Source organism: Amnibacterium sp. (assembly GCF_051956055.1).
In the GTDB taxonomy this organism is placed as follows: Bacteria; Actinomycetota; Actinomycetes; order Actinomycetales; family Microbacteriaceae; genus Amnibacterium.
In genome coordinates this window covers 1-23,501 of sequence record NZ_JBQCGC010000100.1, presented here as the reverse complement: position 1 = coordinate 23,501, position 23,501 = coordinate 1, and the positions used below count along the sequence as shown (strand labels likewise).

The window sequence follows — 23,501 nt, the reverse complement described above, 5'->3', positions numbered from 1 at the left end:
ATGCCCAAGCGAGCCGACATCACCAGCGTCCTGGTCATCGGGTCCGGCCCGATCGTGATCGGGCAGGCGGCGGAGTTCGACTACTCCGGCACGCAGGCCTGCCGCGTGCTGCGCGCGGAGGGCGTCCGCGTCATCCTCGTCAACTCGAACCCGGCGACGATCATGACGGACCCCGACTTCGCGGACGCGACCTACATCGAGCCGATCACGACCCCGGTGCTCGAGGCGATCATCGCCAAGGAGCGTCCCGACGCGGTGCTCCCGACCCTCGGCGGCCAGACCGCGCTGAACGCCGCGATCGCGCTGTCGGAGGCGGGGATCCTCGAGAAGTACGGCGTGGAGCTGATCGGCGCGAAGGTCGACGCGATCCGCCGCGGCGAGGACCGGCAGCTGTTCAAGGACATCGTGATCGAGGCCGGCGCCGAGGTCGCGAAGAGCCGCATCGCGACGAGCGTCGAGGACGCGCTGGCGCACGCCGAGGAGCTCGGGTACCCGATGGTCGTGCGGCCCTCGTTCACGATGGGCGGCCTCGGCTCGGGCTTCGCGCACACGCCGGAGGAGCTCGCGCGGTTCGTCGGCACGGGCGTCGCGGCCTCGACGGTGGGGGAGGTGCTCCTCGAGGAGTCGATCCTCGGCTGGAAGGAGTACGAGCTCGAGCTGATGCGCGACCACGCCGACAACACGGTGGTCGTCTGCTCGATCGAGAACGTCGACCCGGTCGGCGTGCACACCGGCGACTCGATCACGGTCGCGCCCGCCATGACGCTCACGGACCGCGAGTACCAGCGGATGCGCGACATCGCGATCGACATCATCCGCCTCGTCGGCGTCGACACCGGGGGCTGCAACATCCAGTTCGCGGTCGAGCCGACGACCGGCAGGATCATCGTGATCGAGATGAACCCGCGCGTCTCGCGCTCGTCCGCGCTCGCATCGAAGGCGACCGGCTTCCCGATCGCCAAGATCGCCGCGAAGCTCGCGATCGGCTACCGGCTCGACGAGATCCCGAACGACATCACGAAGGTCACGCCCGCGAGCTTCGAGCCGACGCTCGACTACGTCGTGGTCAAGGCGCCCAGGTTCGCGTTCGAGAAGTTCCCCGCCGCGGACCCCGAGCTGACGACGACCATGAAGTCGGTCGGCGAGGCGATGGCCATCGGGCGCACCTACGGGGCGGCGCTGCAGAAGGCCCTCCGGTCGCTCGAGAAGCGCGGCAGCTCGTTCCACTGGGAGGGCGAGCCCGGCGACAAGGCGGCGCTGCTCGAGGTGATCGCCACCCCGACCGACGGCCGCATGGTGCAGGTGCAGCAGGCGTTCCGCGCGGGCGCGACGCTCGAGGAGGTCTACGCGGCCACCGCGATCGACCGGTGGTTCCTCGAGGCGATCGTCGCGAACAACGAGCTCGCCGAGCAGGTCCGCGGCGCGGACGAGCTCGACGCCGACCTCCTCCGGCTCGCGAAGGAGGAGGGCTTCTCCGACGCGCAGCTCGCGCAGCTGCGGGGGACCACCGAGTCCGCGGTCCGCGAGACGCGCCACGCCGCGGGCGTGCGGCCGGTCTACAAGACCGTCGACACCTGCGCGGGCGAGTTCCCCGCGCTCACGCCGTACCACTACTCGACGTACGACAGCGAGACGGAGGTCGCCGCCTCCGACGCCCGCAAGGTGATCATCCTGGGCAGCGGCCCGAACCGGATCGGGCAGGGCATCGAGTTCGACTACTCGTGCGTGCACGCGGCGTTCGCGCTGAAGGACGCCGGGTACGAGACGGTGATGATCAACTGCAACCCGGAGACCGTGTCGACCGACTACGACACCTCCGACCGCCTGTACTTCGAGCCGCTGACGCTCGAGGACGTGCTCGAGGTGATCGACGCCGAGTCGGCGTCCGGGTCCATCGCGGGCGTGATCGTGCAGCTCGGCGGCCAGACGGCGCTCGGGCTCGCGAAGGGGCTCGAGGCGGCGGGCGTGCCGATCCTCGGCACGTCGCCTGCTGCGATCGACCTCGCGGAGGAGCGCGGCCTGTTCGCCTCGATCCTCGAGGACGCGGGGCTGCAGGCGCCGAAGAACGGCACCGCGACGGACGCGGAGAGCGCGCTCGCGGTCGCCCGCGGCATCGGCTTCCCCGTGCTGGTGCGCCCGTCGTTCGTGCTCGGCGGCCGCGGCATGGAGATCGTCTACGACGAGCCGAGCCTCGAGGGCTACTTCGATCGCATCGCCGGGCAGGCGATCGTCGGGCCGGACCACCCGCTGCTCGTCGACCGCTTCCTCGACGACGCGGTCGAGATCGACGTCGACGCGATCTACGACGGCGAGCGGATGTGGATCGGCGGCGTGATGGAGCACATCGAGGAGGCGGGGATCCACTCCGGCGACTCCTCCTGCACGCTCCCGCCGGTGACGCTCGGTCGCGACGTGGTCGCGGAGGTGCGGCGCGCGACGCTCGCGATCGCGCAGGGCCTCGGGGTGCGCGGGCTGGTGAACGTGCAGTTCGCGGTCGCCGCCGGCGTGCTCTACGTGCTCGAGGCGAACCCGCGGGCGTCCCGCACGGTGCCGTTCGTCTCGAAGGCGCTCGGGGTCCAGGTCGCGAAGGCGGCCGCCCGGGTGATGGCCGGCGCCTCCGTCGCGGAGCTGATCGACGCGGGCCTGCTGCCCGAGCGCGACGGCAGCGAGGTGCCCGCGGACGCGCCGGTCGCGGTGAAGGAGGCCGTGCTGCCGTTCAAGCGGTTCCGCACCCGCGACGGCCACGTCGTCGACAGCCTGCTCGGCCCCGAGATGCGCTCCACGGGCGAGGTCATGGGGATCGACCGGGACTTCCCGCGCGCGTTCGCGAAGAGCCAGGACGCCGCGTACGGCGGCATGCCGCTCGGCGGCACCGCGTTCGTCTCGGTCGCCGACCGGGACAAGCGCTCGGTGGTGCTCTCGGCCCTCCGGCTGGTGCAGCTCGGGTTCCGCCTGCTCGCCACCGAGGGGACCGCGGAGATGCTGCGCCGCAACGGGATCCCGGCCGACGTGGTGCGCAAGGTCAGCGACGCCGAGCAGGTCGGTCCGGACGTCGTGGAGCTGATCCGGCGCGGCGAGATCGACGTGGTGGTGAACACGCCGAGCGGCAGGAGCGCGCGCGCCGACGGGTACGAGATCCGCGCCGCGGCGGTCGCTGCCGACAAACCCCTGTTCACGACGGTGGCTCAGCTGTCCGCCGCGGTGGCGAGCGTCGACGCGATTCGGGCAGGATTCGATGTGACTCCGCTCCAGGAGTACGAGCGACGCCGCAGCGCAGCTGACGGCAGGAAGGCGGTCCGCTGATGGTGCAGGCCTTCGGCGAGCGGCTCGGGAGGGCCTTCACCGACCACGGGCACCTGTGCGTGGGCATCGACCCGCACGAGTACCTGCTCGCGGAATGGGGTCTCCCGGTCTCCGCGGTCGGCGCCCACGAGTTCGGGCTGCGGGTCGTCGAGGCGTGCGCCGGCCGGGTGGGCATCGTCAAGCCGCAGGTGGCGTTCTACGAGCGGTTCGGCTCGATCGGGTACAAGGTGCTCGAGGACGTGCTGAAGGAGGCGCGGGACGCCGGCCTCGTCGTCGTGGGGGACGTGAAGCGCGGCGACCTCGGCTCGACCCTCGAGGCGTACGGGCAGGCGTGGCTCACGCCGGGCTCGCCGCTCGAGGTCGACGCCATGACGATCAGCGCGTACCAGGGCTTCGGCGCCCTCCGGAGCCCGCTCGACCTGGCGGCGCGCTACGGCAAGGGCCTGTTCGTCCTCTCCGCGACGTCGAACCCGGAGGCGCTCGCGGTGCAGACCGCCGAGATCAAGCGCGAGGCGCAGACCGGCAAGACCCTCGCGGGCGCGCTCGCGTCCCGGGTCGTGAACTGGAACCGGACGCACTCCGAGGGGCAGCCGATCGGATCGATCGGCGTCGTGCTCGGGGCGACGGTCGACTTCCTCGACTACGGGATCGATCTCGCGGCGCTCGCGGACGAGCCCGCGGCGCCGATCCTCGCGCCCGGATTCGGGTACCAGGGCGCCCAGTTCGCGGACGTGAAGCGGCTCTTCGGCGTCGCGGCGGGCACGACGATCGTCACCGCCTCGCGCAGCATCCTCGCCTCCGGGCCGTCGGGGCTCGGGGACGCCATCGCGCGGCAGTCCGCGCTGCTCGGGGAGGCCATCGCGTGAGACGGAGGCAGGCGTGGTGAACCCACCGGAGGTCGACCGGCTCGCGGGCTCGCGGGCCGCGGTGGCCGCGCGGCGCGCCCGCGCCGAGGTGAAGCGCCAGGTCTCGAACGGCGAGCGCAGCGCCAGCGAGGTGCTCTCCTCCGCCGCGCGCGAGGGCGCCCAGCCGGAGGCGACCCTGCGGGTGAGCGAGCTCATCGGGTCGATCCCGTGGCTCGGCCCGACCCGGACGGCGAAGATCATGCAGGAGCTGCGGATCTCGCCGTCGAAGCGCCTCGGGGGCCTCGGGGTGCACCAGTACCAGCGCCTGCACGAGTTCCTCGTGCGCAGGCAGGCGCCGCGCCGGCCGTCCGAGCCCGAGCCGCGCGGCAGCCGGCTCGTCGTGCTCGCCGGTCCGACCGCGGTCGGCAAGGGCACGGTCGCGGCGTACATCCGGGAGCACTACCCGGACGTGCTGCTGTCGGTCAGCGCGACGACGCGCGCGCCGCGCCCCGGCGAGATCGACGGCGTCACCTACTTCTTCCTCACCGACGAGCAGTTCGACCGCATGGTCGAGGCCGGACAGTTCCTCGAGCACGCGACCGTGCACAACGCCTACCGCTACGGCACCCCGCGGGCGCCCATCGAGGACGCGCTCGCCTCCGGGCGCAGCGTGCTGCTCGAGATCGACATCCAGGGCGCGAGGCAGGTGCGCGCCGCGTTCCCGGAGGCGAAGCTCGTCTTCCTCCTGCCGCCCACCTGGGACGAGCTGGTGCGGCGGCTGACGGGCCGCGGCACCGAAGGGCCCGAGGAGCAGGCGCGCCGGCTCGAGACCGCGAAGGTCGAGCTGGCGGCGCAGGAGGAGTTCGACGCGACGGTCGTGAACACCGACGTGCCCGATGCGGCCCGCGAGGTCGTAGACTTGATGACTGCTTGAGACCCAGCGGGGTCCGGCCCCAGCCTTCGTTTTGAAGGGGTTTCTGCGGCACAGCCCGAGCCGTGCTCGGCGGTGGGATGCAGAAACCCCTTCAAAACGCACCTCGACACGAAGGAGACCGCACATGTCCAGCACCAAGGGCATCATCGACCCGCCCATCGACGAGCTCCTCACCAAGGTGGACTCGAAGTACGGGCTCGTGATCTTCGCGTCGAAGCGCGCGCGCCAGATCAACGACTACTACGCCGACCTGCACGAGGGCAGCCTGTTCGACAACGTCGGCCCGCTCGTCGAGTCGTCGATCGACGACAAGCCGCTGTCGGTCGCCCTCCGCGAGATCAACGAGGACAAGCTCAGCATCACCGCCGACCAGACGCTGCCGGTCGCGCCGGAGCCCGTGGCCGAGGAGCTCTGACCTCCTCCCGGAGGTCCTGAGGTCCATGAAGGTCGTCGTCGGCATCACCGGCGGCATCGCGGCCTACAAGGCCGTCGGCGTCGTCCGCGCCCTCGTGCTCGCGGGACACGACGTGCACGTCGTGCCGACCGCGGCCGCGCTGCGGTTCGTCGGCCGGCCCACCCTCGAGGCGATCAGCCGCAATCCGGTCGAGTCCGACCTGTACGAGGGCGTTGCGGAGGTGCGGCACGTCGCGCTCGGGCAGACCGCTGACCTGATCGTGATCGCGCCCGCGACCGCGAACACGCTCGCGAAGCTCGCCGTCGGCCTCGCCGACGACCTCCTGGGCACCACGGTGCTCGCCTCCTCCGCGCCGCTCGTCGTCGCCCCGGCGATGCACACCGGCATGTGGGAGCACCCGGCCACGCAGGCGAACGTCCGCACGCTCGAGGCGCGCGGCGTGGTCGTCGTCGGCCCCGCGAGCGGTCAGCTGACCGGCGCGGACGCGGGGGCGGGCCGGATGTCGGAGCCGGGCGACATCGTCGAGGCGGCGCTCGACGCGGCCACGGCGGCGAACCCGGACCTCGACCGCGCGGTCGTCCCCGAGACCGCTGGGGTGTCCCACGACCGCCTCGCGGGCCGGACCGTGCTGATCTCCGCCGGGGGCACGCGCGAGCCGCTCGACCCTGTGCGGTTCCTCGGCAACTCGTCGACCGGCAGCCAGGGCGTGGCGCTCGCTGCGGCGGCGCGCGACCGGGGCGCCGCGGTGGTGCTCCTCGCGGCGAACCTCGAGGTGCCGGCCCCGGAGGGCGTGCGCGTCGTGCCCGTGACGAGCGCGCAGGCGATGCTCGACGCCGCCCGCGCCGAGGCGCAGGCGGCCGACCTCGTCATCATGGCCGCGGCGGTCGCCGACTACCGCCCGGCCACGACCGCGGAGACGAAGCTGAAGAAGGCCGACCTCGGCGACGCGCTCACCGTGGAGCTCGTCCGGAACCCCGACGTGCTCGCGACCCTGGCCGCGGAGCGGCCGCGCCCCGACCAGGTCGTGGTGGGGTTCGCCGCGGAGACCGAGGCCGACCCGGAGCGCCTGCTCGCGCTCGGACGCGAGAAGATCGCTGCGAAGGGCGCCGACTTCCTCGTGCTGAACGAGGTCGGGTTCGACCGCGGCTTCGGCCCGGGCGAGACGGCGGTGACGGTCATCGACCGGGAGGGCCGCGTCATCGGCGAGGCGTCCGGCACGAAGCCGTCGGTGGCCGCTGCCATCCTCGACGCCGTCGCCCCCGCCTGACCCGGCGCCGCAGACCACCCCACGAGGAGACCCCCATGTCGTTGCGCCTGTTCACGTCGGAGTCGGTGACCCCGGGCCACCCGGACAAGATCTGCGACCAGATCTCCGACAGCATCCTCGACGCGCTCATCGCCCAGGACCGGGACGCCCACGTGGCGGTCGAGACGCTCGTCACGACCGGGCTCGTCCACGTCGCTGGCGAGGTCTCCACCACCGGTTACGTGGACATCCCCGGCATCGTCCGGGACCGCATCCGCGCGATCGGCTACGACTCCTCGGAGCAGGGGTTCGACGGGTCGACGTGCGGGGTGACCGTGAGCGTGGGCGAGCAGTCCCGCGAGATCGCCGACGGGGTCGGGGTCGCCGTGGAGGCGCGGGCGGGCAGCGACGACCCGTACGACCTCCAGGGCGCAGGCGACCAGGGCATCATGTTCGGCTACGCCGTGCGGGAGACGCCGGAGCTGATGCCGATCCCGATCGCGCTCGCGCATCGGCTCTCGCAGCGCCTCACCCAGGTGCGGCAGGACGGCTCGCTGCCGTACCTGCGGCCCGACGGCAAGACGCAGGTGACCATCGGGTACGACGGCATCCGGCCGGTCTCGGTGGAGGCGGTCGTCATCTCGACGCAGCACGCCCCCTGGGTCGAATCCGGGACGATCCGCGAGGACGTGCTCCGGTCCGTCGTCGATCCGGTGCTCCAGGGGTCGGGGCTCGCGGTCCGCGAACCCCGGATCTACATCAACCCGTCCGGCCGGTTCGAGGTCGGCGGCCCGAAGGCCGACGCCGGGCTGACGGGGCGGAAGATCATCGTCGACACCTACGGCGGCGCGAGCCGCCACGGCGGCGGGGCGTTCAGCGGCAAGGACCCGTCGAAGGTCGACCGCTCCGGCGCATACGCGATGCGCTGGGTCGCGAAGAACGCCGTCGCGGCCGGCCTCGCGGAGCGGCTCGAGCTGCAGGTCGCGTACGCGATCGGCGCGGCCGAGCCGGTCGGCCTCTACGCGGAGACGTTCGGCACGGCGCACGTGCCGGAGGAGCGCATCGTGGCCGCGATCCGCGAGGTGTTCGACCTGCGGCCCGGCGCGATCATCGACGCGCTCGACCTCCGCCGTCCCGTCTACGCGGCGACCGCGGCGTTCGGGCACTTCGGGCGCGAGCTGCCCGCGTTCACCTGGGAGCGCACGGACCGGGCCGCGGCCCTGGCGGCCGCCGCGGGGCTCTAGTCCCATGGCCGGGCCCGGCCGCGTCGCGAAGGTGGTGCTCGACTCGCCGCTGCCGCGACTCGACCACCTCTTCGACTACCGCGTCCCGGAGGCGCTGGCGGCGGAGGTGGTCCCGGGCGTCCGGGTGAAGGTGCCGCTGCGGGTGGCCGGTCGGGTCGCCGACGGCTGGGTCGTGGCGCTCGCGGACACGTCGGAGGCGCCGGGGGAGCTCTCGCCGATCGACCGCGTCGTGTCGAGCGCGCCCGTGCTCGCGCCGGAGGTGTGGCGGCTCGCCCGCGCCGTCGCCGACCGGAACGCCGGGGTCGCGAGCGACGTGCTCCGGATCGCGGTCCCGAAGCGGCAGGCGCGGGTCGAGCAGCGCTGGCTGGCCGCGGAGACCGCAGCGCCCGCCCCGGTCCGCGCCGATCCGGACCCGATGGCGGCCGCCCTGCTCGAGGGCCGCAGGATCGCCGCGATGCCCACCGCGCACCTCGTCGACGCCAGCGGCGACTGGGTCGGCGGCTGGGCGGCGGACGTCGCGCAGCTCGCGGCCGCGGTCGCGGCGTCGGGGCGGACGACGATCGTCGCCACCCCGGACCGCCGGGATCTCGATCAGCTCGAGACGGCGCTCGCGGCCGGTCCCGCCGCGGACCTCGTGCTGCGCATCGACGCCTCCCGGCCGCCGTCGGCGCGGTACCGCGCGCACCTCACCGCGCTCGAGCCCGGCCCGCACATCCTGATCGGCAACCGCTCGGCGGTGTACGCCCCGGCAGCCGAGCTCGGGGCGCTCGTCGTCTGGGAGGAGGCCGACCCGTTCCACCAGGAGCCCCTCGCCCCGTACGCCGGCACCCGGGACGTGGCGCTGCTCCGGCAGGAGCAGTCCGGCGCGGGCCTGCTGCTGCTCTCCTCGACGCGCTCCACGACCGTGCAGCGGCTCGTCGAGCTCGGCTGGTGCGAGGACTGGGCGGCCCCCCGCGGCCGGCCAGGCGTCATCCTCACGCCGGACGACGGTCGCGGCACGCGCATCCCCTCCGCCGCGTACCAGGCGGTGCAGCGCGCGCTGACCTCCGGGCCCGTGCTCGTGCAGGTCGCGAAGCCGGGCGACGCCGCGCTCCGCGCCCTGCGGGCGGGGGACGCGCCGTTGCCGATCGACGCCGGCCGCACCGCGCACGAGCTCGGGCGGGCCTTCCCGGGCGTCGCGGTCGTCGTGGCGGACGGCGACCACGTCCACGACACGGTTCCCGACGGACCGCGGATCGTCGTCGCGACCCGTGGCGCGGAGCCGCGCGCGCCGGGCGGCTACCGCGCCGTCCTGCTGCTCGACGGGGCCAGGATGCTGCTCCGGGAGTCGCTGTGGGTGGCGGAGGACTGCCTCCGCTGGTGGTCGTCCGCCGCGATGCTCGCGGCCCCCGACGCGCCCGTGCACCTCGTGGGCGTGACCGGCGACGTCGCGACGGCGCTCGCGACGTGGCGGTCGGCGGACTTCGCGGCGCGGCAGCTCGCGGATCGCCGCGTGCTGCGGTTCCCGCCGGTGGTGCGGCTCGCGGCCGCGAGCGGCCCCGTGCGGGCGGTGGAGGAGCTGCTCGAGTCCTGGTCCGGCGTCGGCGCGGAGGTGCTGAGCCGCTCGGAGGAGGAACGGGGCGAGCGGGTCGTCGTCCGCTTCCCGACGGGGGCCGGCCGCCGCGTGGCGGACGTGGCGAAAGCGGCGCTGATCCGGCACGGCAGCGCGCGCCGCCCGAAGCCGCCCGCCCCGCCGCCTCCGGTCCTCCGGGTGCGCTTCGACCCCCACGAGCCCTTCTGAGCGCCCGCTGGCCGCTCCCGTCGGTCGAGGTGCGAGCGGAGCGAGCCTCGAGACCACCCCGCGCGCATGACAGGCTTGCGGGGTGCGCCTGATCTTCGCCGGCACCCCGGAAGCGGCGGTCCCGTCGCTCGAGGCGCTCGCCGCTTCGGACCACGAGATCGCCGCGGTCGTCACCCGCCCGCCCGCCCCGCTGGGGCGGAAGCGCACCCTCACGCCGTCGCCGGTCGAGACGACGGCGGTCGCGCTCGGCCTCCCCGTGACCCGCGCGAGCCGGCTCGGGCCGGACGAGACCGCGGCGCTCACGGCGCTCCACGCCGATCTCGGCGTGATCGTCGCCTACGGCGGCCTCGTCAAGGAGCCGCTGCTGTCCGCCCCGCGGCTCGGCTGGGTGAACCTGCACTTCTCCCTCCTGCCCAGGTGGCGGGGCGCCGCGCCGGTGCAGCGCGCCGTCATCGCCGGTGACACGGAGACCGCGGTCGAGGTGTTCCAGCTGGAGGCCGGGCTCGACACCGGCCCCGTGTTCGCGAGCGAGACCGTCGCGATCGGCGCGCTCGAGACCGCCGGGCATCTCCTCGCCCGCCTCGCCCCGATCGGCGCCCGGGTGCTCGCGCGGGTGGTCGACGACCTCGCCGCTGGCATCGCGGTCCCTGTCCCGCAGGAGGGCGAGGTGACGCCGGCGCCGAAGCTCGTGCTCGCGGACGGACGGCTCGACTGGCGGGAGCCCGCCGACCGCGTCTTCGCGCGGATCCGCGGCTGCACCCCGGAGCCGGGCGCGTGGACGACCGTCGCCGACCGGCGGCTCAAGGTGCTCGAGGCCGCCCCCGCGCGGGACGTCGCGGGCGGCGCGCCCGGCACCGTGACCGCCGTCGACCGGCGCGTGCTGGTCGGCTGCGGCGAGGGCGCGCTCGAGCTGCTGCGCGTGCAGCCGGAGGGACGCGGGGCGATGGCCGCGGATGCGTGGCTCCGGGGCGCGGGCACCGGGGTGGTGCTCGGGTGAGCGCGCCGATCAGCCCGGCGAGGGCGATCGCGCTCGAGGTGCTCACCGGGGTGCGGGAGCGCGACGCGTACGCGAACCTCCTGCTGCCCTCCGTCCTCGCGCGGCGCAGGCCGTCCCGCGAGGACGCGGCCTTCGCCACCGAGCTCGCGTACGGCACCCTGCGGCTCGCCGGGCGGTACGACGCGATCATCGCCGCCGCATCGGGCCGGAAGGTGGAGCAGATCGACCCGCCGGTGCTCGACGTGCTGCGGCTCGCGACGCATCAGCTGCTCGCGCTGCGGACCGCGCGGCACGCCGCGGTCCACCAGGCCGTCGAGCAGGCCAGGGCGCTGAAGGGCCGCGGCGCCGCAGGGTTCGCGAACGCGGTCCTGCGCCGGGTCGGCGAGCGGGACGACGACGGGTGGACGGCGGTGCTCACGGAGGGCGTCGCGGATCCGCTGGTCCGCGCGGCGCTCGCGACCGCGCATCCGGAGTGGGTGGTGCGCGAGCTCGACGCGGCGCTCTCCACGATGGCCGACGGCGGCGGGGACCTCGCGCCGCTGCTCGAGGTGGACGACGCCGCACCGCCCGTCGGGCTCGCGGCCCTGCCCGGGCTCGCGGACCGCGACGAGCTGGTCGACGACACGGGACTCGCGCTGCGGCGCCACCGGCTCTCGCCGATCGGGGTCGAGCTCGACGGCGGCGACCCGGCACGGCTGCCGTCCGTCGCGGCGGGCGTCGTCCGCGTGCAGGACCCGGGATCGCAGCTCGCCGCGCTCGCGCTCACCCGCGCGCGCCCCGTGCGCGGCGGCGAGCGCTGGCTCGACCTGTGCGCGGGGCCCGGCGGCAAGGCGGCGCTGCTCGCGGCGGAGGCGCGCCTCGGGGGCGCCTCCCTGCTCGCGAACGAGATCATCCCCGCCCGCGCGCGGCTCGTCGGCCGGGCCCTCGCGGGCGTGCCAGGCGACCACCCCGTGGAGACGGGCGACGGCCGCCGGTTCGCGGGCGGCACCCGCCGCTTCGACCGCGTGCTCCTCGACGCCCCCTGCTCCGGGCTTGGGGCGCTTCGACGGCGCCCGGAGGCGCGGTGGCGGAAGCGGCCGGAGGACCTCCCGGACCTCGTGGCGCTGCAGGCGGACCTGCTCGACGCGGCCGTCGCGGCGCTCGTCCCCGGTGGCCTGCTCGCCTACGTCACCTGCTCGCCGGTCGTCGCCGAGACGACCGATGCGGTCGCGGCCGCCCTCGAGCGCCACCCCGGCCTCCGCGCGGTGCCGACCGCGCCGGTCGTCGACGCGATCACCGGCCACCGGCTCCAGGACGCGGAGCGGGGCACTGCAGTCCAGCTCTGGCCGCACCGCCACGGCACCGACGCGATGTTCGTGCAGCTCCTCACCCGCGTCTGACATCCGCGGATCCGGAGATCCTCGGCGCCACGCCGACGCGGAGGCCGTCACGACGGCGTGTCGTGCAGGATCTCCGGATCCGCGAAGGCGCCGGCTCAGCGCGCGAGCCGCTTGGCGAGGAGGCCGGCGTGCTCGGCGACCACGGCCGCGAGGTCGCCGCGGTCGGCGGGCGGCCGCTCGCCCCGGACGAACGTGACCGCGAGCGCCGCGACCGGCCAGCCCGCGTGGTCCCGCACCGGGACGGCCACGGAGGCGGTGCCCGGCGTCACCTCGCCGTCCTCGACGGCCCAGCCGCGCTCCGTGGTCGCGTCGAGCAGGCGACGCAGCGCCGGGTAGGACGCCGGGCCGCCCCCGCCGCGCTGCGCGAACGCCGTCCGATCGGGGTAGAGCGCGCGGACCTGGGCGCGCGGGAGCGCGGCGAGCTGCGCGAGCCCGCTCGCGGTGACGTGGGCCGGGAGGCGCACCCCGACCTCGGTGACGAGCGCGGGCCGCCGCGGAGCCCGCTCCTCGACCAGGTAGATCACGTCGCGCCCGTGCAGCGCCGCGAGGTGCGCGTTCTCCCCGAGCCGGTCGACGAGCGCGGCGAGGATCGGCCGCCCGAGCCGGGTGAGCGGCTCCTGCCGGTTGAACCCGCCGGCGAGCTCGAACGCCGCGATGCCGATGCCCCACCGGTGCGCCTCCGGGAACCGGAGCACGAAGCCCTCCTCCTCGAGCACCCCGAGCAGGCGGTACACGGAGGCGCGGGGGAGTCCCGTCGCCGCGGCGAGCTGCCCCGCCGCCATCGGTCCGCGCGCGGATCCGAGGTGCGCGAGGAGCCGCAGGGCACCGCGCGCGGCAGGGGCGGTCATGGCCGAAGTGTCCCACGGGTGAGACAGCAGCCGCGGCGCAGCCCTCGCGCGCACCCGCGGCGGAGCGAACGATGGACCCATGGCAGAGGTCACGGTGGGCGGTGCGCCGCTCGGCATCGACGAGGTCGTCCGGGTCGCGCGCGGCGGGGCGCGGGTGGCGCTCGACGCGGACGCCAGGGCCCGCGTCGCGGCCTCGCGGGGGGTCGTCGACGCACTCGCCGCGGACCCGGAGCCCCACTACGGCGTCTCCACCGGGTTCGGCGCGCTCGCGACGACGTTCATCGCCCCCGACGCGCGCACCCGGCTCCAGCGCAGCCTGATCCGCAGCCACGCCGCGGGCACCGGGCCGGTCGTGGAGCAGGAGGTCGTCCGGGCGCTCATGCTGCTCCGCATCCAGACCCTCGCCACCGGCCGCACGGGCGTGCGGGAGTCGACGCTCGACACGGCGCTGAAGGTCCTGAACGCGGGCATCACGCCGGTCGTGCACGAGTACGGCTCCCTCGGCTGCTCGGGCGACCTCGCTCCGCTCGCGCACAGCGCCCTCCTCCTGATGGGCGAGGGGCTCGCGCATGACGCCTCCGGCACGCTCCTGGGGGCGCCGGAGGCCCTGGACCGCGCCGGGGTCGCCCCCGTCGAGCTCGCGGAGAAGGAGGGCCTCGCGCTCGTCAACGGCACCGACGGGATGCTGGGGATGCTGGTCCTCGCGCTGCACGACCTCGCGACCCTCCTCACCACCGCCGACGTGGTCGCGGCGATGACCACGGAGGCGCTGCTCGGCACCGACGCCGCGTGGGCCGCCGATCTCGTGGCGCTCCGCCCGCAGGCGGGCCAGCAGATCGCCGCCGCGAACCTGGTGCGGACGATGGCCGGCTCGGCGATCCGCGACAGCCACCGCGGCCCCGACCACACGGTCGTGCAGGACGCGTACTCGCTCCGGTGCGCGCCCCAGGTGCACGGCGCGGTCCGCGACACGTGGGCCCACGCCGCGCAGGTCGCGCAGCGGGAGCTCGCGGCCGCGATCGACAACCCCGTCGTGACCGCGGACGGCCGGGTGGAGTCGAACGGGAACTTCCACGGCGCGCCGATCGGCTACGTCCTCGACTTCCTCGCGATCGCCGCCGCCGATCTCGCGAGCATGTCGGAGCGGCGCACGGACCGCCTCCTCGACCCGAAGCGCAACCACGGCCTGCCCGCGTTCCTCGCGGACGACGCGGGCGTCGACTCGGGTCTGATGATCGCGCAGTACACGGCGGCCGGCCTCGTGAGCGAGCTGAAGCGCCTCGCGGTCCCCGCCTCGGTCGATTCGATCCCGTCGTCGGCGATGCAGGAGGACCACGTGTCGATGGGCTGGCACGCGGCGAGGAAGCTCCGCCGCGGCATCGACGCCCTCGCCCACGTGCTCGGCATCGAGCTGCTCGCGGCCGCGCGCGCCCTCGAGCTGCGCGCGCCCCTGACCCCGGCGCCCGTCGCGGCGGCCGTGGTCGCGCGCCTGCGCGAGCAGGTCGCGGGGCCCGGGCCGGACCGCTTCCTCGCGCCCGAGATCGAGGCCGCAACCGCCCTGGTCCACTCGGGCGGCGTCCGCGCCGCCGCCGAGTCCGTCGCCGGCCCGCTCGGCTGAGCGGACCCCCGCTGAACAGGAGTCCCGACATGGAGAGAACCGCCGTCCGCGCACCGCGCGGCACCGGCCTCAGCGCGAAGTCGTGGCAGACCGAGGCGCCCCTCCGGATGCTCATGAACAACCTCGATCCCGAGGTCGCGGAGCATCCGGAGGAGCTCGTCGTCTACGGCGGTACGGGCAGGGCCGCCCGGTCGTGGGAGGCGTTCGACGCGATCGTCCGCACGCTCCGCGAGCTCGAGCCGGACGAGACGCTGCTCGTGCAGTCCGGCAAGCCGGTCGGCGTGTTCCGCACGCACGAGTGGGCGCCGCGGGTGCTGATCGCGAACTCGAACCTCGTACCGGACTGGGCGACCTGGCCGGAGTTCCGGCGGCTCGAATCGCTCGGGCTCACCATGTACGGCCAGATGACGGCCGGATCGTGGATCTACATCGGCACCCAGGGGATCCTGCAGGGCACCTACGAGACGTTCGCGGCGGTCGCGGCGCAGCGCTTCGGCGGCTCCCTCGCTGGCACCCTCACGGTCACCGCCGGGGCCGGCGGCATGGGCGGCGCGCAGCCGCTCGCGGTCACGCTGAACGGCGGCGCGGTGCTCGTGGTCGACGTCGACCGCAGCCGGCTCGAGCGCCGTCGCGACCGCCGCTACCTCGACGAGGTCGCCGACTCGCTCGACGACGCGCTCGGCAGGGTGCTCGCGGCGAAGGCGGAGCGCCGGCCCCGCTCCGTCGGTCTCGAGGGCAACCAGGCCGAGGTGCTGCCCGAGCTCCTCCGGCGCGGCGTTGCCGTCGACGTGGTGACCGACCAGACCAGCGCGCACGACCCGCTGCGGTACCTGCCCGCCGGCGTGCCGTTCGCCGAGTGGCGCGAGGCGGCGGAGGCGGACCCGGAGGCGTTCACCCTCGCGGCGCGCGCCTCGATGGCCGAGCACGTCCGCGCGATGGTCGGGTTCCAGGACCGCGGCGCCGCGGTGTTCGACTACGGCAACTCGCTCCGGGCGGAGGCGCGGCTCGGCGGCTACGAGGACGCGTTCGCCTTCCCGGGCTTCGTGCCCGCCTACATCCGGCCGCTGTTCGCGGAGGGCAAGGGCCCGTTCCGCTGGGTGGCGCTGTCCGGCGACCCGGCCGACATCGCGGCGACCGACCGGGCGATCCTCGAGCTGTTCCCCGAGGACGCGGCGCTGCGGCGCTGGATCGAGGCCGCGGGCGAGCACGTCGCGTTCGAGGGGCTGCCCGCGCGCATCTGCTGGCTCGGCTACCGGGAGCGGCACCTCGCGGGGCTCCGGTTCAACGAGATGGTCGCCGCAGGCGAGCTGTCCGCGCCGATCGTGATCGGCCGCGACCATCTCGACGCGGGCTCGGTCGCCTCCCCGTACCGCGAGACGGAGGCGATGGCCGACGGCTCGGACGCGATCGCGGACTGGCCGCTGCTGAACGCGCTGCTCAACACCGCGTCCGGAGCGACCTGGGTGTCGATCCACCACGGCGGGGGTGTCGGCATCGGCCGGTCGATCCACGCGGGACAGGTCGTGGTCGCCGACGGCACGGAGCTCGCCGCGCAGAAGATCGCGCGGGTGCTCGTCAACGATCCCGGCACCGGGGTGATGCGGCACGTCGACGCCGGCTACGAGCGGGCGCACGAGGTGGCCGCCGAGCGGGGGCTCTGGGTGCCGTCGGCGCCCGGGCTCGACGTGCGCCCGTGAGCGCCGCGCTCGACCTGCTCGCCGAGCTCGACGACGTCGGCCGCGACCCGCGCGGCGGCTGGTCGCGCCCGGGCTTCGGGGACGCCGTCGCGGCGATGCAGCACTGGTTCACCGAGCACGCGGAGGCGATCGGACTCGACGTCGTCCGCGACCGCAACGGCAACCTCTGGGCCTGGTGGGGGGAACCCGCTCGGGACGCGGTCGTCACCGGTAGCCACCTCGACTCCGTGCCGGGCGGCGGCCGGCTCGACGGGCCGCTCGGCGTCGTGTCCGCGCTCGTCGCGGTCGGCCGCCTGCGCGCCTCCGGGTTCCGCCCGCGGCGCCCGCTCGCGGTCGTCGTGTTCGCGGAGGAGGAGGGCTCCGAGCTGGGGATCGCGTGCCTCGGCTCCCGGCTCGCGACGGGCGCGGTCGACCCCGCGGTCGTCGCCGGGGTGCCCGCGCTCGCGGGTGCCGGCGCGGACCCGGACGGGGTCGGCCGGATCGGCCGGTTCGTGGAGCTGCACGTCGAGCAGGGCCGCGGGCTCGCGGACCTGGGTGCCCCGATCGGGCTCGCGACGCGCGTCCTCGCGCACGGCCGGTGGCGCGTCCGGATCACGGGGCGCGGCGACCACGCCGGCACGACCCGGATGGCGGACCGCGCCGACCCGGTGGTCGCGGCGGCCCGCGTCGTGCTCGCGATCGAGCGGGCCGCGCTCGCCGTCGACGGCGCCCGCGCGACGGTCGGCAGGATCGAGGCGATCCCCGGCGGCACGAACGTCATCGCCTCCGCCGTCGAGCTGACGCTCGACGTCCGCGCGGACACCGCGCACGCGGTCCGCGGGCTCGTCTCCCGCATCGAGGAGGCCGGCGCGCTCGAGTCCGCGCGCAACGGCTGCGGCTTCGCGATCGAGCGCGGCAGCTGGAGCGACGAGGTGGTCTTCGACGCGGCGCTCCGCGACGAGCTCGACGCGGTGCTCGGCGGTGTGCCCGCGCTGCCGACCGGAGCCGGCCACGACGCGGCCGTCCTCGCCGCCCTGGTGCCCGCGGCGATGCTCTTCGTCCGCAACCCGACGGGCGTCTCCCACGCGCAGGAGGAGGACGCGGCCGACGCGGACATCGACGCGGGGGTGGACGCGCTGGAACGCGTCCTCCGCCACCTCGCCGCATGACCACCTCCGGCCCCGTGCATTTCGAAGGGGTTCCTGGCGCCTCCGGCGCGCAGGAACCCCTTCGAAATGCACTCGTGTTCTGGGTCGAGACGCTGGTCACCCCCGACGGGGTCCGCCGCGGCGTGCGGCTCCGGATCGTCGACGGACGGATCGCCGCCGTGCAGGACGGGGTCGCGCCGGCGGAGGACGACGAGCGCCTCGGCTTCGTCGTGCCCGGGTTCGTGAACGCCCACTCGCACGCGTTCCACCGGGTCCTCCGCGGCAGGACTTACGACGCGGGCGGCGACTTCTGGCGCTGGCGGGAGGCGATGTACGCCGCGGCGGCGTCGCTCACGCCCGACTCCTACCGCGACCTCGCGACCCGGGTGTTCGCGGAGATGGCGGCAGCGGGCTGGACCGCCGTCGGCGAGTTCCACTACGTGCACCACCGGCCCGACGCGCGCCCGTACGACCCGCCGCACGCCATGGAGCTCGCGCTCGCCGCGGCGGCGCGTGAGGTGGGGCTGCGGCTCGTGCTGCTCGACACCTGCTACCTCACGGCCGACGTCGACGGGAGCCCGCTCGAGCCCGCGCAGCGGCGCTTCGGCGACGGGGACGCGGACGGCTGGCTCGCGCGCAGGCGGGCGCTGCGGGAGGTCGTCGGGGACGATCCCCTCGTCACCGTCGGCGCCGCGATCCACTCCGTCCGGGCCGTCCCGCTGCCCGCGATCGAGCGCATCCTCGAGGAGCTGCCCGCGGACGTCCCCCTGCACCTCCACCTCGCCGAGCAGCCCCGCGAGACGGCCGCGTTCCTCGCGGCGCACGGGGAGACGCCCGCGGCTGCGCTCGAGCGCCTCGGTGCGCTCGGCCCGCGCACCACGCTCGTGCACGGCACGCACCTGACGAGGGAGGACGTCGACCGCGTCGGCGCCGCGGGCGCGACGGTCGCGTGCTGCCCGACGACCGAGGCCGACCTCGGCGACGGCATCGGCCCCGCCCGGGCGCTCGCGGACGCCGGTGCTCGCATCGCGCTCGGCTCCGACGGCCAGTCGGTGATCGACCCGCTGCTCGAGATCCGGGGGCTGGAGGCGGGGGAGCGGCTCGCCTCCGGGCGGCGCGGCCGCTTCACCCCCGAGGCGCTGCTCGAGGCCGCGACCACGAACGGCGCCCGCAGCCTCGGGCTCCCTCCTGCCCGGTTCCGGCCGGGCGACCCCGCCGACCTCGTCGAGCTCGACCCCGACTCCGTCCGCACGCGCGGTGCGGCTCCGGAGCAGCTGATCCTGACCGCGACCGCCTCGGACGTCCTCCGCACGGTCGTCGCCGGCCGCACCGTCTTCCACCGATCAGGCCGGATCGAGCGACACGCCGACGAACGCGGCACGCGGGAGGGCGTGCCGGGGAACGGACCTGATCGGTGACGAGCGAGCTGCTGACGGGGATCGCGGAGCTGACCACGTTCGACGGCCCCAGCCCCGCCGCGTCGACCCGGCTCACGGACGCCGCGATCGTGGTGCAGGAGGGGCGCGTCGCCTGGATCGGCAGCGCCGGGTCGGCGCCGGCTGCGGACGTGCGCACCGACCTCGGCGGCCGGGCCGTGCTACCGGGGTGGGTCGACTGCCACACCCATCTCGTGTTCGCGGGCGACCGGGCCGCCGAGTTCGAGGCACGCCTCGCCGGTCGCCCGTACTCGGCCGGCGGCAGCGCGACGTCCGTCGCGGCGACCAGGGCGGCGAGCGACGAGGCGCTGCTCGCCGCCGCCCGCCGGCTCAGGGCGGAGGCGCTCGCCGGCGGCACCACGACGATCGAGACCAAGACGGGCTACGGCCTCGACGTGGCGACGGAGACGCGGCTCGCGCGGGTGGGACGCGCGGTCGCCGACTCGGTCACGTTCCTCGGCGCGCACCTCGTGCCGCCCGGCACCGACCGGCGCGCGTACCTCGACCTCGTCACGGGCCCGATGCTCACCGCCGTCCGCCCCTTCGTCGACGCGGTCGACGTGTTCTGCGAGACCGGCGCGTTCGACGTCGACGAGTCGCGGGAGGTCCTCCTCGCCGGCCGGGCCGCGGGGCTGCGCCTCCGGGTGCACGGCAACCAGCTGGGCGCATCCGGCGGGGTCGCGCTCGCCGCGGAGCTCGGCGCCGCGAGCGTCGACCACGTCAACCACGTGTCCGCGGCGGACCTCGATGCGCTCGCCGGCTCGGGCACGACGGCGGTGCTGCTCCCGGCCGCCGACCTCTCCACCCGCGAACCGCTGGCGCCGGCCCGGCGCCTCCTCGACGCCGGCGTGCCCCTCGCGATCGCGAGCAACTGCAACCCGGGCTCGAGCTTCACGACCTCCGTCGCCTTCTGCGTCGCCACCGCGGTGCTGCAGCAGCGGCTCACCGTCGCGGAGGCGCTCTGGGCGGCGACCCGCGGAGGCGCGGCCGTCCTCGGGCTGCAGGATGCCGGGGCGATCCGGGTCGGCGGTCCCGCCGACCTCCACGTGCTCGACGCCCCGTCGGCCGTGCACCTCGTCTACCGGCCGGGGGTGCCGCTCACGGAGCGGGTGATGGTCGGCGGCCGCTGAGGGAGCCGAGGGCATGCTGTGCTCCATGCCCGTCGAGACCCGCACCGTGCCCTTCCGCGACCTCGAGACCTGGGTGCAGGTGACGACGCCGGAGCAGCCCCGCGCGGGCGCCCTCCCGCTCGTCGTGCTGCACGGCGGCCCCGGCATGGCGCACGACTACGTGAAGAACATCGCCGCGCTCGCGGAGGAGACGGGTCGCACCGTCGTCCACTACGACCAGGTCGGCTGCGGGAGGAGCACCCACCGTCCCGACGCGGCCGCCGACTTCTGGACCCCCGCGCTCTTCGTCGAGGAGTTCGCGAACCTCGTCGCCGCGCTCGGCCTCGAGCGCTACCACGTGCTCGGCCAGTCCTGGGGCGGCATGCTCGGCGCCGAGATCGCCATCACCCGACCGGAGGGGCTCGCCTCCCTCGCGATCTGCAACTCGCCCGCCTCCATGCGGCTGTGGGTCGAGGGGGCGAACGCGCTCCGCGCCGAGCTGCCGCCCGAGGTCCGCGACGCGCTGGACCGGCACGAGGCCGCCGGCACGATCGACGACCCGGAGTACGTCGCCGCGACCCAGGTCTTCTACGACCGCCACGTGTGCCGCGTGCAGCCCACGCCGCAGGACTTCCTCGACACCGTGGCGCAGATGGAGGCGGACCCGACCGTGTACCACACGATGAACGGCGTCAACGAGTTCTTCGTGACCGGCACCCTCGAGGACTGGTCGGTCGTCGAGGAGGTCGCGGGGATCACCGCGCCGACGCTGGTGATCGCCGGCGAGCTCGACGAGGCCACTCCCGAGACCTGGGCGCCGTTCGTCGAGCGCATCCCCGACGTGCGCAGCCGGGTCTTCGCGGGTGCCAGCCACTGCACCCATCTCGAGCAGCCGGAGGCGTTCCGCGCCGTCGTCGCCGCGTTCCTCGCCGAGCACGACGCGGATGCGGCCACCTTCCAGCCCTCCTGATCCGCGCCTCCCGCCCGCCCCGAATCCCTCGAGGAGCATCCGTGTCCACCAGCGATCAGCACCCGCGCACGCCCCCCGCACCGGAGCGGTTCCTCGGCAAGGCGCTCGGCCGCCCCGGCTTCTCCGCGGCCGTGCCGCCCGTGCTCCGCGTCGTCGCCGGCGCGGGTGACCGGATCGCGTTCGAGACGGATGAGGCCGTGTACGCGGAGCTGCACGAGACGAAGGATCTCGCCGGCCTGTCGGCGCCGATCAACCCGGTCACGGGTCCCGTCTTCGTCGACGGCGCGCATCCCGGCGACGCCCTCGCGGTGACGATCCACGAGATCCGGCTGCTCGACCGCGGGTGGTCCGTCAGCCTGCCCGGCACGGGTGCGCTCGCCGGGCCGATGGGCGACGAGGTGTTCACGCGCCGTGTGCCGATCGACGCGGAGGGCGTGCACGTCACCGACCGGCACGTGCTGCCGCCGCGGCCGATGATCGGCTGCATCGGCGTCGCACCGGCGGCCGGGACGAACTCGACGGTCATGCCCGCGCACGCCCTCGGCGGGAACATGGACGTCACGGAGGCGCGACCCGGTTCCACCGTCTTCCTCCCCGTCGCGGTCGAAGGCGCCCTGCTGTCGATCGGGGACATCCACGCGGTGATGGCGGAGGGGGAGTCCTCCTTCGTCGCGATCGAGGCGGAGGGCGTCGCGGTCGTCTCGGTCGACGTCGTGCCCGGGCTGCGGCTGCGGGCACCGCGGATCGAGACCCCGGATGAGTGGGTCTTCGTGGGCCTCGGCGATCCCGTGCAGGAGTCGATCCGGCGCGGCTACGAGGACCTGTTCGCGTTCCTGGTGGACGAGCACGGCTTCACGAAGGGCGACGCGTACGCGCTGCTCTCGGCGGCCGGCCACTCCCGGCTCGGCGGCCCGACCGGCTCAGCCGACCCGGACCCCCTGCATCCGTTCACCGCCGTCGGCGCGGTCACGCTCCACTCGATCGCCAAGTCCCTGCTCCGACCGGCCGGCCGCCCCATGATCTAGCGTTCCGAGCATGGCGGCCAAGGCGGAGCATCGCGTCCTCATCCTCTCCGCCGGTGTCGGGGCGGGGCACAACAGCGCGGGGGAGGCGGTCCGCGTCGCGGCGGAGGCGCGCACCGACGTCGAGGAGGTGCAGCTGCTCGACCTGCTCGAGGCGAGCAGCGCGCTGTACCGCGACCTGCTCGGCAAGGGGTACTTCACCCTCGTCGACAGCGCTCCCTGGCTCGTGGAGTTCGGGTACGACGTCACCGACCGCCCGTTCCGTCGGCGCGGCCCGATCGACCCGTGGACGAGGGCGAACGCGCTGCCGACGATCCGGGCGATCACGCGGTTCCGCCCGACCGCGATCGTCTGCACCCACTTCCTCCCGGCGCAGCTCGTCGCCGCCCTCCTGCTCGGCGGGAGGATCGACGCCCGCACCGCCGTCGTCACGACCGACTACGACTTCCAGGGGCTCTGGCTCACGAGCGCGTTCCACGCCTTCTCGGTGGCCAGGGAGGAGGGCCTCGTGCAGCTCACCGCGCTCGGCCTGCCCGCTGACCGGGTCGTGGCGACCGGCATCCCCATCCGTCGCTCCGACGTCGCCCTGCACCGCGAGCCGGCGGTGCCGCCGCGCCTGCTCGTCTCGGCCGGCGCCTCGGGAGGCGACTACGCGATCTCGGTGGTCCGCCAGACGATGCACATCCGCACCCCGTGCTCGATCACCGTCGTCTGCGGTCGCAACGATGCGCTGCGCCGCCGCATCGAGCAGCTCGTCGCGCCGATGGGCGACCGCTACCGCGTGCTCGGCTTCACCGACGCGATGCCGCGGCTGCTCGCCGAGTCGGACCTGTTCGTCGGGAAGCCGGGTGGGCTGTCGGCATCCGAGTGCATGGCGGCCGGCCTGCCGATGGTGCTCGTCAATCCGATCCCGGGCCAGGAGGTCCGCAACGGCGACTACCTCATGGAGCAGGGCGCCGCGATCCGCTGCAACACGGTGCAGACGATCGGCTGGAAGATCGACGAGGTGCTGCGGACGCCCGGGCGCCTCGCGGCGATGCGGGCCGCTGCGGCCGCGACGGGCCGGCCCGGCGCGGCGCGCGACGTCCTCGACGGCCTGCTGGACGGCCCGGACCGGCCCCTCGTCGTCACCCGCGCGGCGCAGCGGACGATCCTTCAGGCGAGCGAGCGCCGGGTGGTCGCGACGGATCTCACGGGGCGGACGTCGCTCGCCCGGCTCACCGACGCGGAGGCCGGCAGCACGGTCGCGCTGATCAGGGCGGATCAGCTCGACGACCTCCGGGAGCGCTACGGCGTCGCCGGGGGCGGCCTGCGGTTGCGACGGGAGCGGAACCCCCTCCGCACCGGCTGGGAGGCCCACCGGCTCATCCGCGCCGTCGTGCGCGAGGGCGAGGAGCTCGCCGTCGACGTGCACGGGCTCGCCGCGGAGGACCGCGGGCTCCGCGTCTGACCCGGGTCTCGGGGCGTCCCACTTGATCGGCGACCCCCGGGCCCAGGGGAGCGGGTCGCCGGGGGTAGGCCAGGGTGAGCG

General features: G+C 75.1%; 18 protein-coding genes. 17 read left to right on the top strand and 1 reads right to left on the bottom strand.

Annotated features, from left to right (window positions below; translation table 11 throughout):
* The 9 genes from carB to ACTHLI_RS14190 all read left to right on the top strand — a co-directional run bounded on the left by carB (position 1) and on the right by ACTHLI_RS14190 (position 12,143).
* Positions 1 to 3,303, top strand: a complete 3,303-nt coding sequence (gene carB, locus ACTHLI_RS14230) for a carbamoyl-phosphate synthase large subunit (RefSeq protein ID WP_440184985.1) — start codon at positions 1 to 3, stop codon at positions 3,301 to 3,303.
* Positions 3,303 to 4,169: an orotidine-5'-phosphate decarboxylase gene (gene pyrF, locus ACTHLI_RS14225; protein ID WP_440184982.1), complete on the top strand. Its 867-nt coding sequence runs from the start codon at positions 3,303 to 3,305 to the stop codon at positions 4,167 to 4,169. The genes carB and pyrF overlap by 1 nt, the downstream gene beginning before the upstream one ends.
* 13 nt (positions 4,170 to 4,182) lie before the next feature.
* A complete protein-coding gene (gene gmk, locus ACTHLI_RS14220) occupies positions 4,183 to 5,082 on the top strand; it encodes a guanylate kinase (protein ID WP_440184980.1) in 900 nt (299 codons plus the stop codon).
* A 124-nt stretch (positions 5,083 to 5,206) separates the two neighbouring features.
* Positions 5,207 to 5,497 carry a DNA-directed RNA polymerase subunit omega gene (gene rpoZ / locus ACTHLI_RS14215; protein ID WP_440184978.1) on the top strand — a complete coding sequence of 97 codons (291 nt, stop codon included), beginning with the start codon at positions 5,207 to 5,209 and terminating at the stop codon, positions 5,495 to 5,497.
* Positions 5,498 to 5,522: 25 nt separating this feature from the next.
* On the top strand, positions 5,523 to 6,764 hold the full coding sequence (coaBC, locus tag ACTHLI_RS14210; RefSeq protein WP_440184976.1) for a bifunctional phosphopantothenoylcysteine decarboxylase/phosphopantothenate--cysteine ligase CoaBC: 1,242 nt from the start codon (positions 5,523 to 5,525) through the stop codon (positions 6,762 to 6,764).
* 35 nt (positions 6,765 to 6,799) lie between these two features.
* Positions 6,800 to 7,987: a methionine adenosyltransferase gene (metK, locus tag ACTHLI_RS14205; RefSeq protein ID WP_440184974.1), complete on the top strand. Its 1,188-nt coding sequence runs from the start codon at positions 6,800 to 6,802 to the stop codon at positions 7,985 to 7,987.
* A 4-nt stretch (positions 7,988 to 7,991) separates the two neighbouring features.
* Positions 7,992 to 9,767, top strand: coding sequence for a primosomal protein N' (locus ACTHLI_RS14200; RefSeq protein WP_440184971.1), 1,776 nt, complete (start codon positions 7,992 to 7,994; stop codon positions 9,765 to 9,767).
* 82 nt (positions 9,768 to 9,849) lie between these two features.
* Entirely contained in the window at positions 9,850 to 10,764 is a 915-nt protein-coding gene (gene fmt, locus ACTHLI_RS14195) for a methionyl-tRNA formyltransferase (protein WP_440184969.1), read from the top strand.
* Entirely contained in the window at positions 10,761 to 12,143 is a 1,383-nt protein-coding gene (locus tag ACTHLI_RS14190; protein ID WP_440184966.1) for an RsmB/NOP family class I SAM-dependent RNA methyltransferase, read from the top strand. The genes fmt and ACTHLI_RS14190 overlap by 4 nt, the downstream gene beginning before the upstream one ends.
* Positions 12,144 to 12,238: 95 nt before the next feature.
* Here ACTHLI_RS14190 and ACTHLI_RS14185 read toward each other — a convergent pair whose 3' ends face one another.
* On the bottom strand, positions 12,239 to 12,991 hold the full coding sequence (locus ACTHLI_RS14185) for an IclR family transcriptional regulator (protein ID WP_440184964.1): 753 nt from the start codon (positions 12,989 to 12,991) through the stop codon (positions 12,239 to 12,241).
* 79 nt (positions 12,992 to 13,070) lie between these two features.
* Here ACTHLI_RS14185 and hutH point away from each other — a divergent pair, with 79 nt between their 5' ends.
* Genes hutH through ACTHLI_RS14145 form a run of 8 tightly spaced genes read left to right on the top strand, consistent with a single transcriptional unit; the run spans position 13,071 to position 23,420 of the window.
* Positions 13,071 to 14,609: a histidine ammonia-lyase gene (gene hutH / locus ACTHLI_RS14180; RefSeq protein WP_440184962.1), complete on the top strand. Its 1,539-nt coding sequence runs from the start codon at positions 13,071 to 13,073 to the stop codon at positions 14,607 to 14,609.
* Between the two features lie 29 nt (positions 14,610 to 14,638).
* Positions 14,639 to 16,306, top strand: a complete 1,668-nt coding sequence (gene hutU / locus ACTHLI_RS14175) for a urocanate hydratase (protein WP_440184959.1) — start codon at positions 14,639 to 14,641, stop codon at positions 16,304 to 16,306.
* Positions 16,303 to 17,454, top strand: a complete 1,152-nt coding sequence (locus tag ACTHLI_RS14170) for an allantoate amidohydrolase (RefSeq protein WP_440184956.1) — start codon at positions 16,303 to 16,305, stop codon at positions 17,452 to 17,454. Before hutU ends, ACTHLI_RS14170 begins: the two co-directional genes overlap by 4 nt.
* Positions 17,451 to 18,851: a formimidoylglutamate deiminase gene (locus ACTHLI_RS14165; RefSeq protein ID WP_440184953.1), complete on the top strand. Its 1,401-nt coding sequence runs from the start codon at positions 17,451 to 17,453 to the stop codon at positions 18,849 to 18,851. Before ACTHLI_RS14170 ends, ACTHLI_RS14165 begins: the two co-directional genes overlap by 4 nt.
* Positions 18,848 to 19,999 (top strand): imidazolonepropionase, encoded by a 1,152-nt coding sequence (gene hutI, locus ACTHLI_RS14160; RefSeq protein ID WP_440184951.1) that lies wholly within the window; start codon positions 18,848 to 18,850, stop codon positions 19,997 to 19,999. The genes ACTHLI_RS14165 and hutI overlap by 4 nt, the downstream gene beginning before the upstream one ends.
* Positions 20,000 to 20,024: 25 nt before the next feature.
* On the top strand, positions 20,025 to 20,948 hold the full coding sequence (locus tag ACTHLI_RS14155; RefSeq protein ID WP_440184949.1) for a proline iminopeptidase-family hydrolase: 924 nt from the start codon (positions 20,025 to 20,027) through the stop codon (positions 20,946 to 20,948).
* Between the two features lie 41 nt (positions 20,949 to 20,989).
* Positions 20,990 to 21,973, top strand: a complete 984-nt coding sequence (locus ACTHLI_RS14150) for an acetamidase/formamidase family protein (RefSeq protein ID WP_440184947.1) — start codon at positions 20,990 to 20,992, stop codon at positions 21,971 to 21,973.
* A 10-nt stretch (positions 21,974 to 21,983) separates the two neighbouring features.
* A complete protein-coding gene (locus ACTHLI_RS14145; RefSeq protein WP_440184944.1) occupies positions 21,984 to 23,420 on the top strand; it encodes an MGDG synthase family glycosyltransferase in 1,437 nt (478 codons plus the stop codon).
* Positions 23,421 to 23,501: the final 81 nt, after the last annotated feature.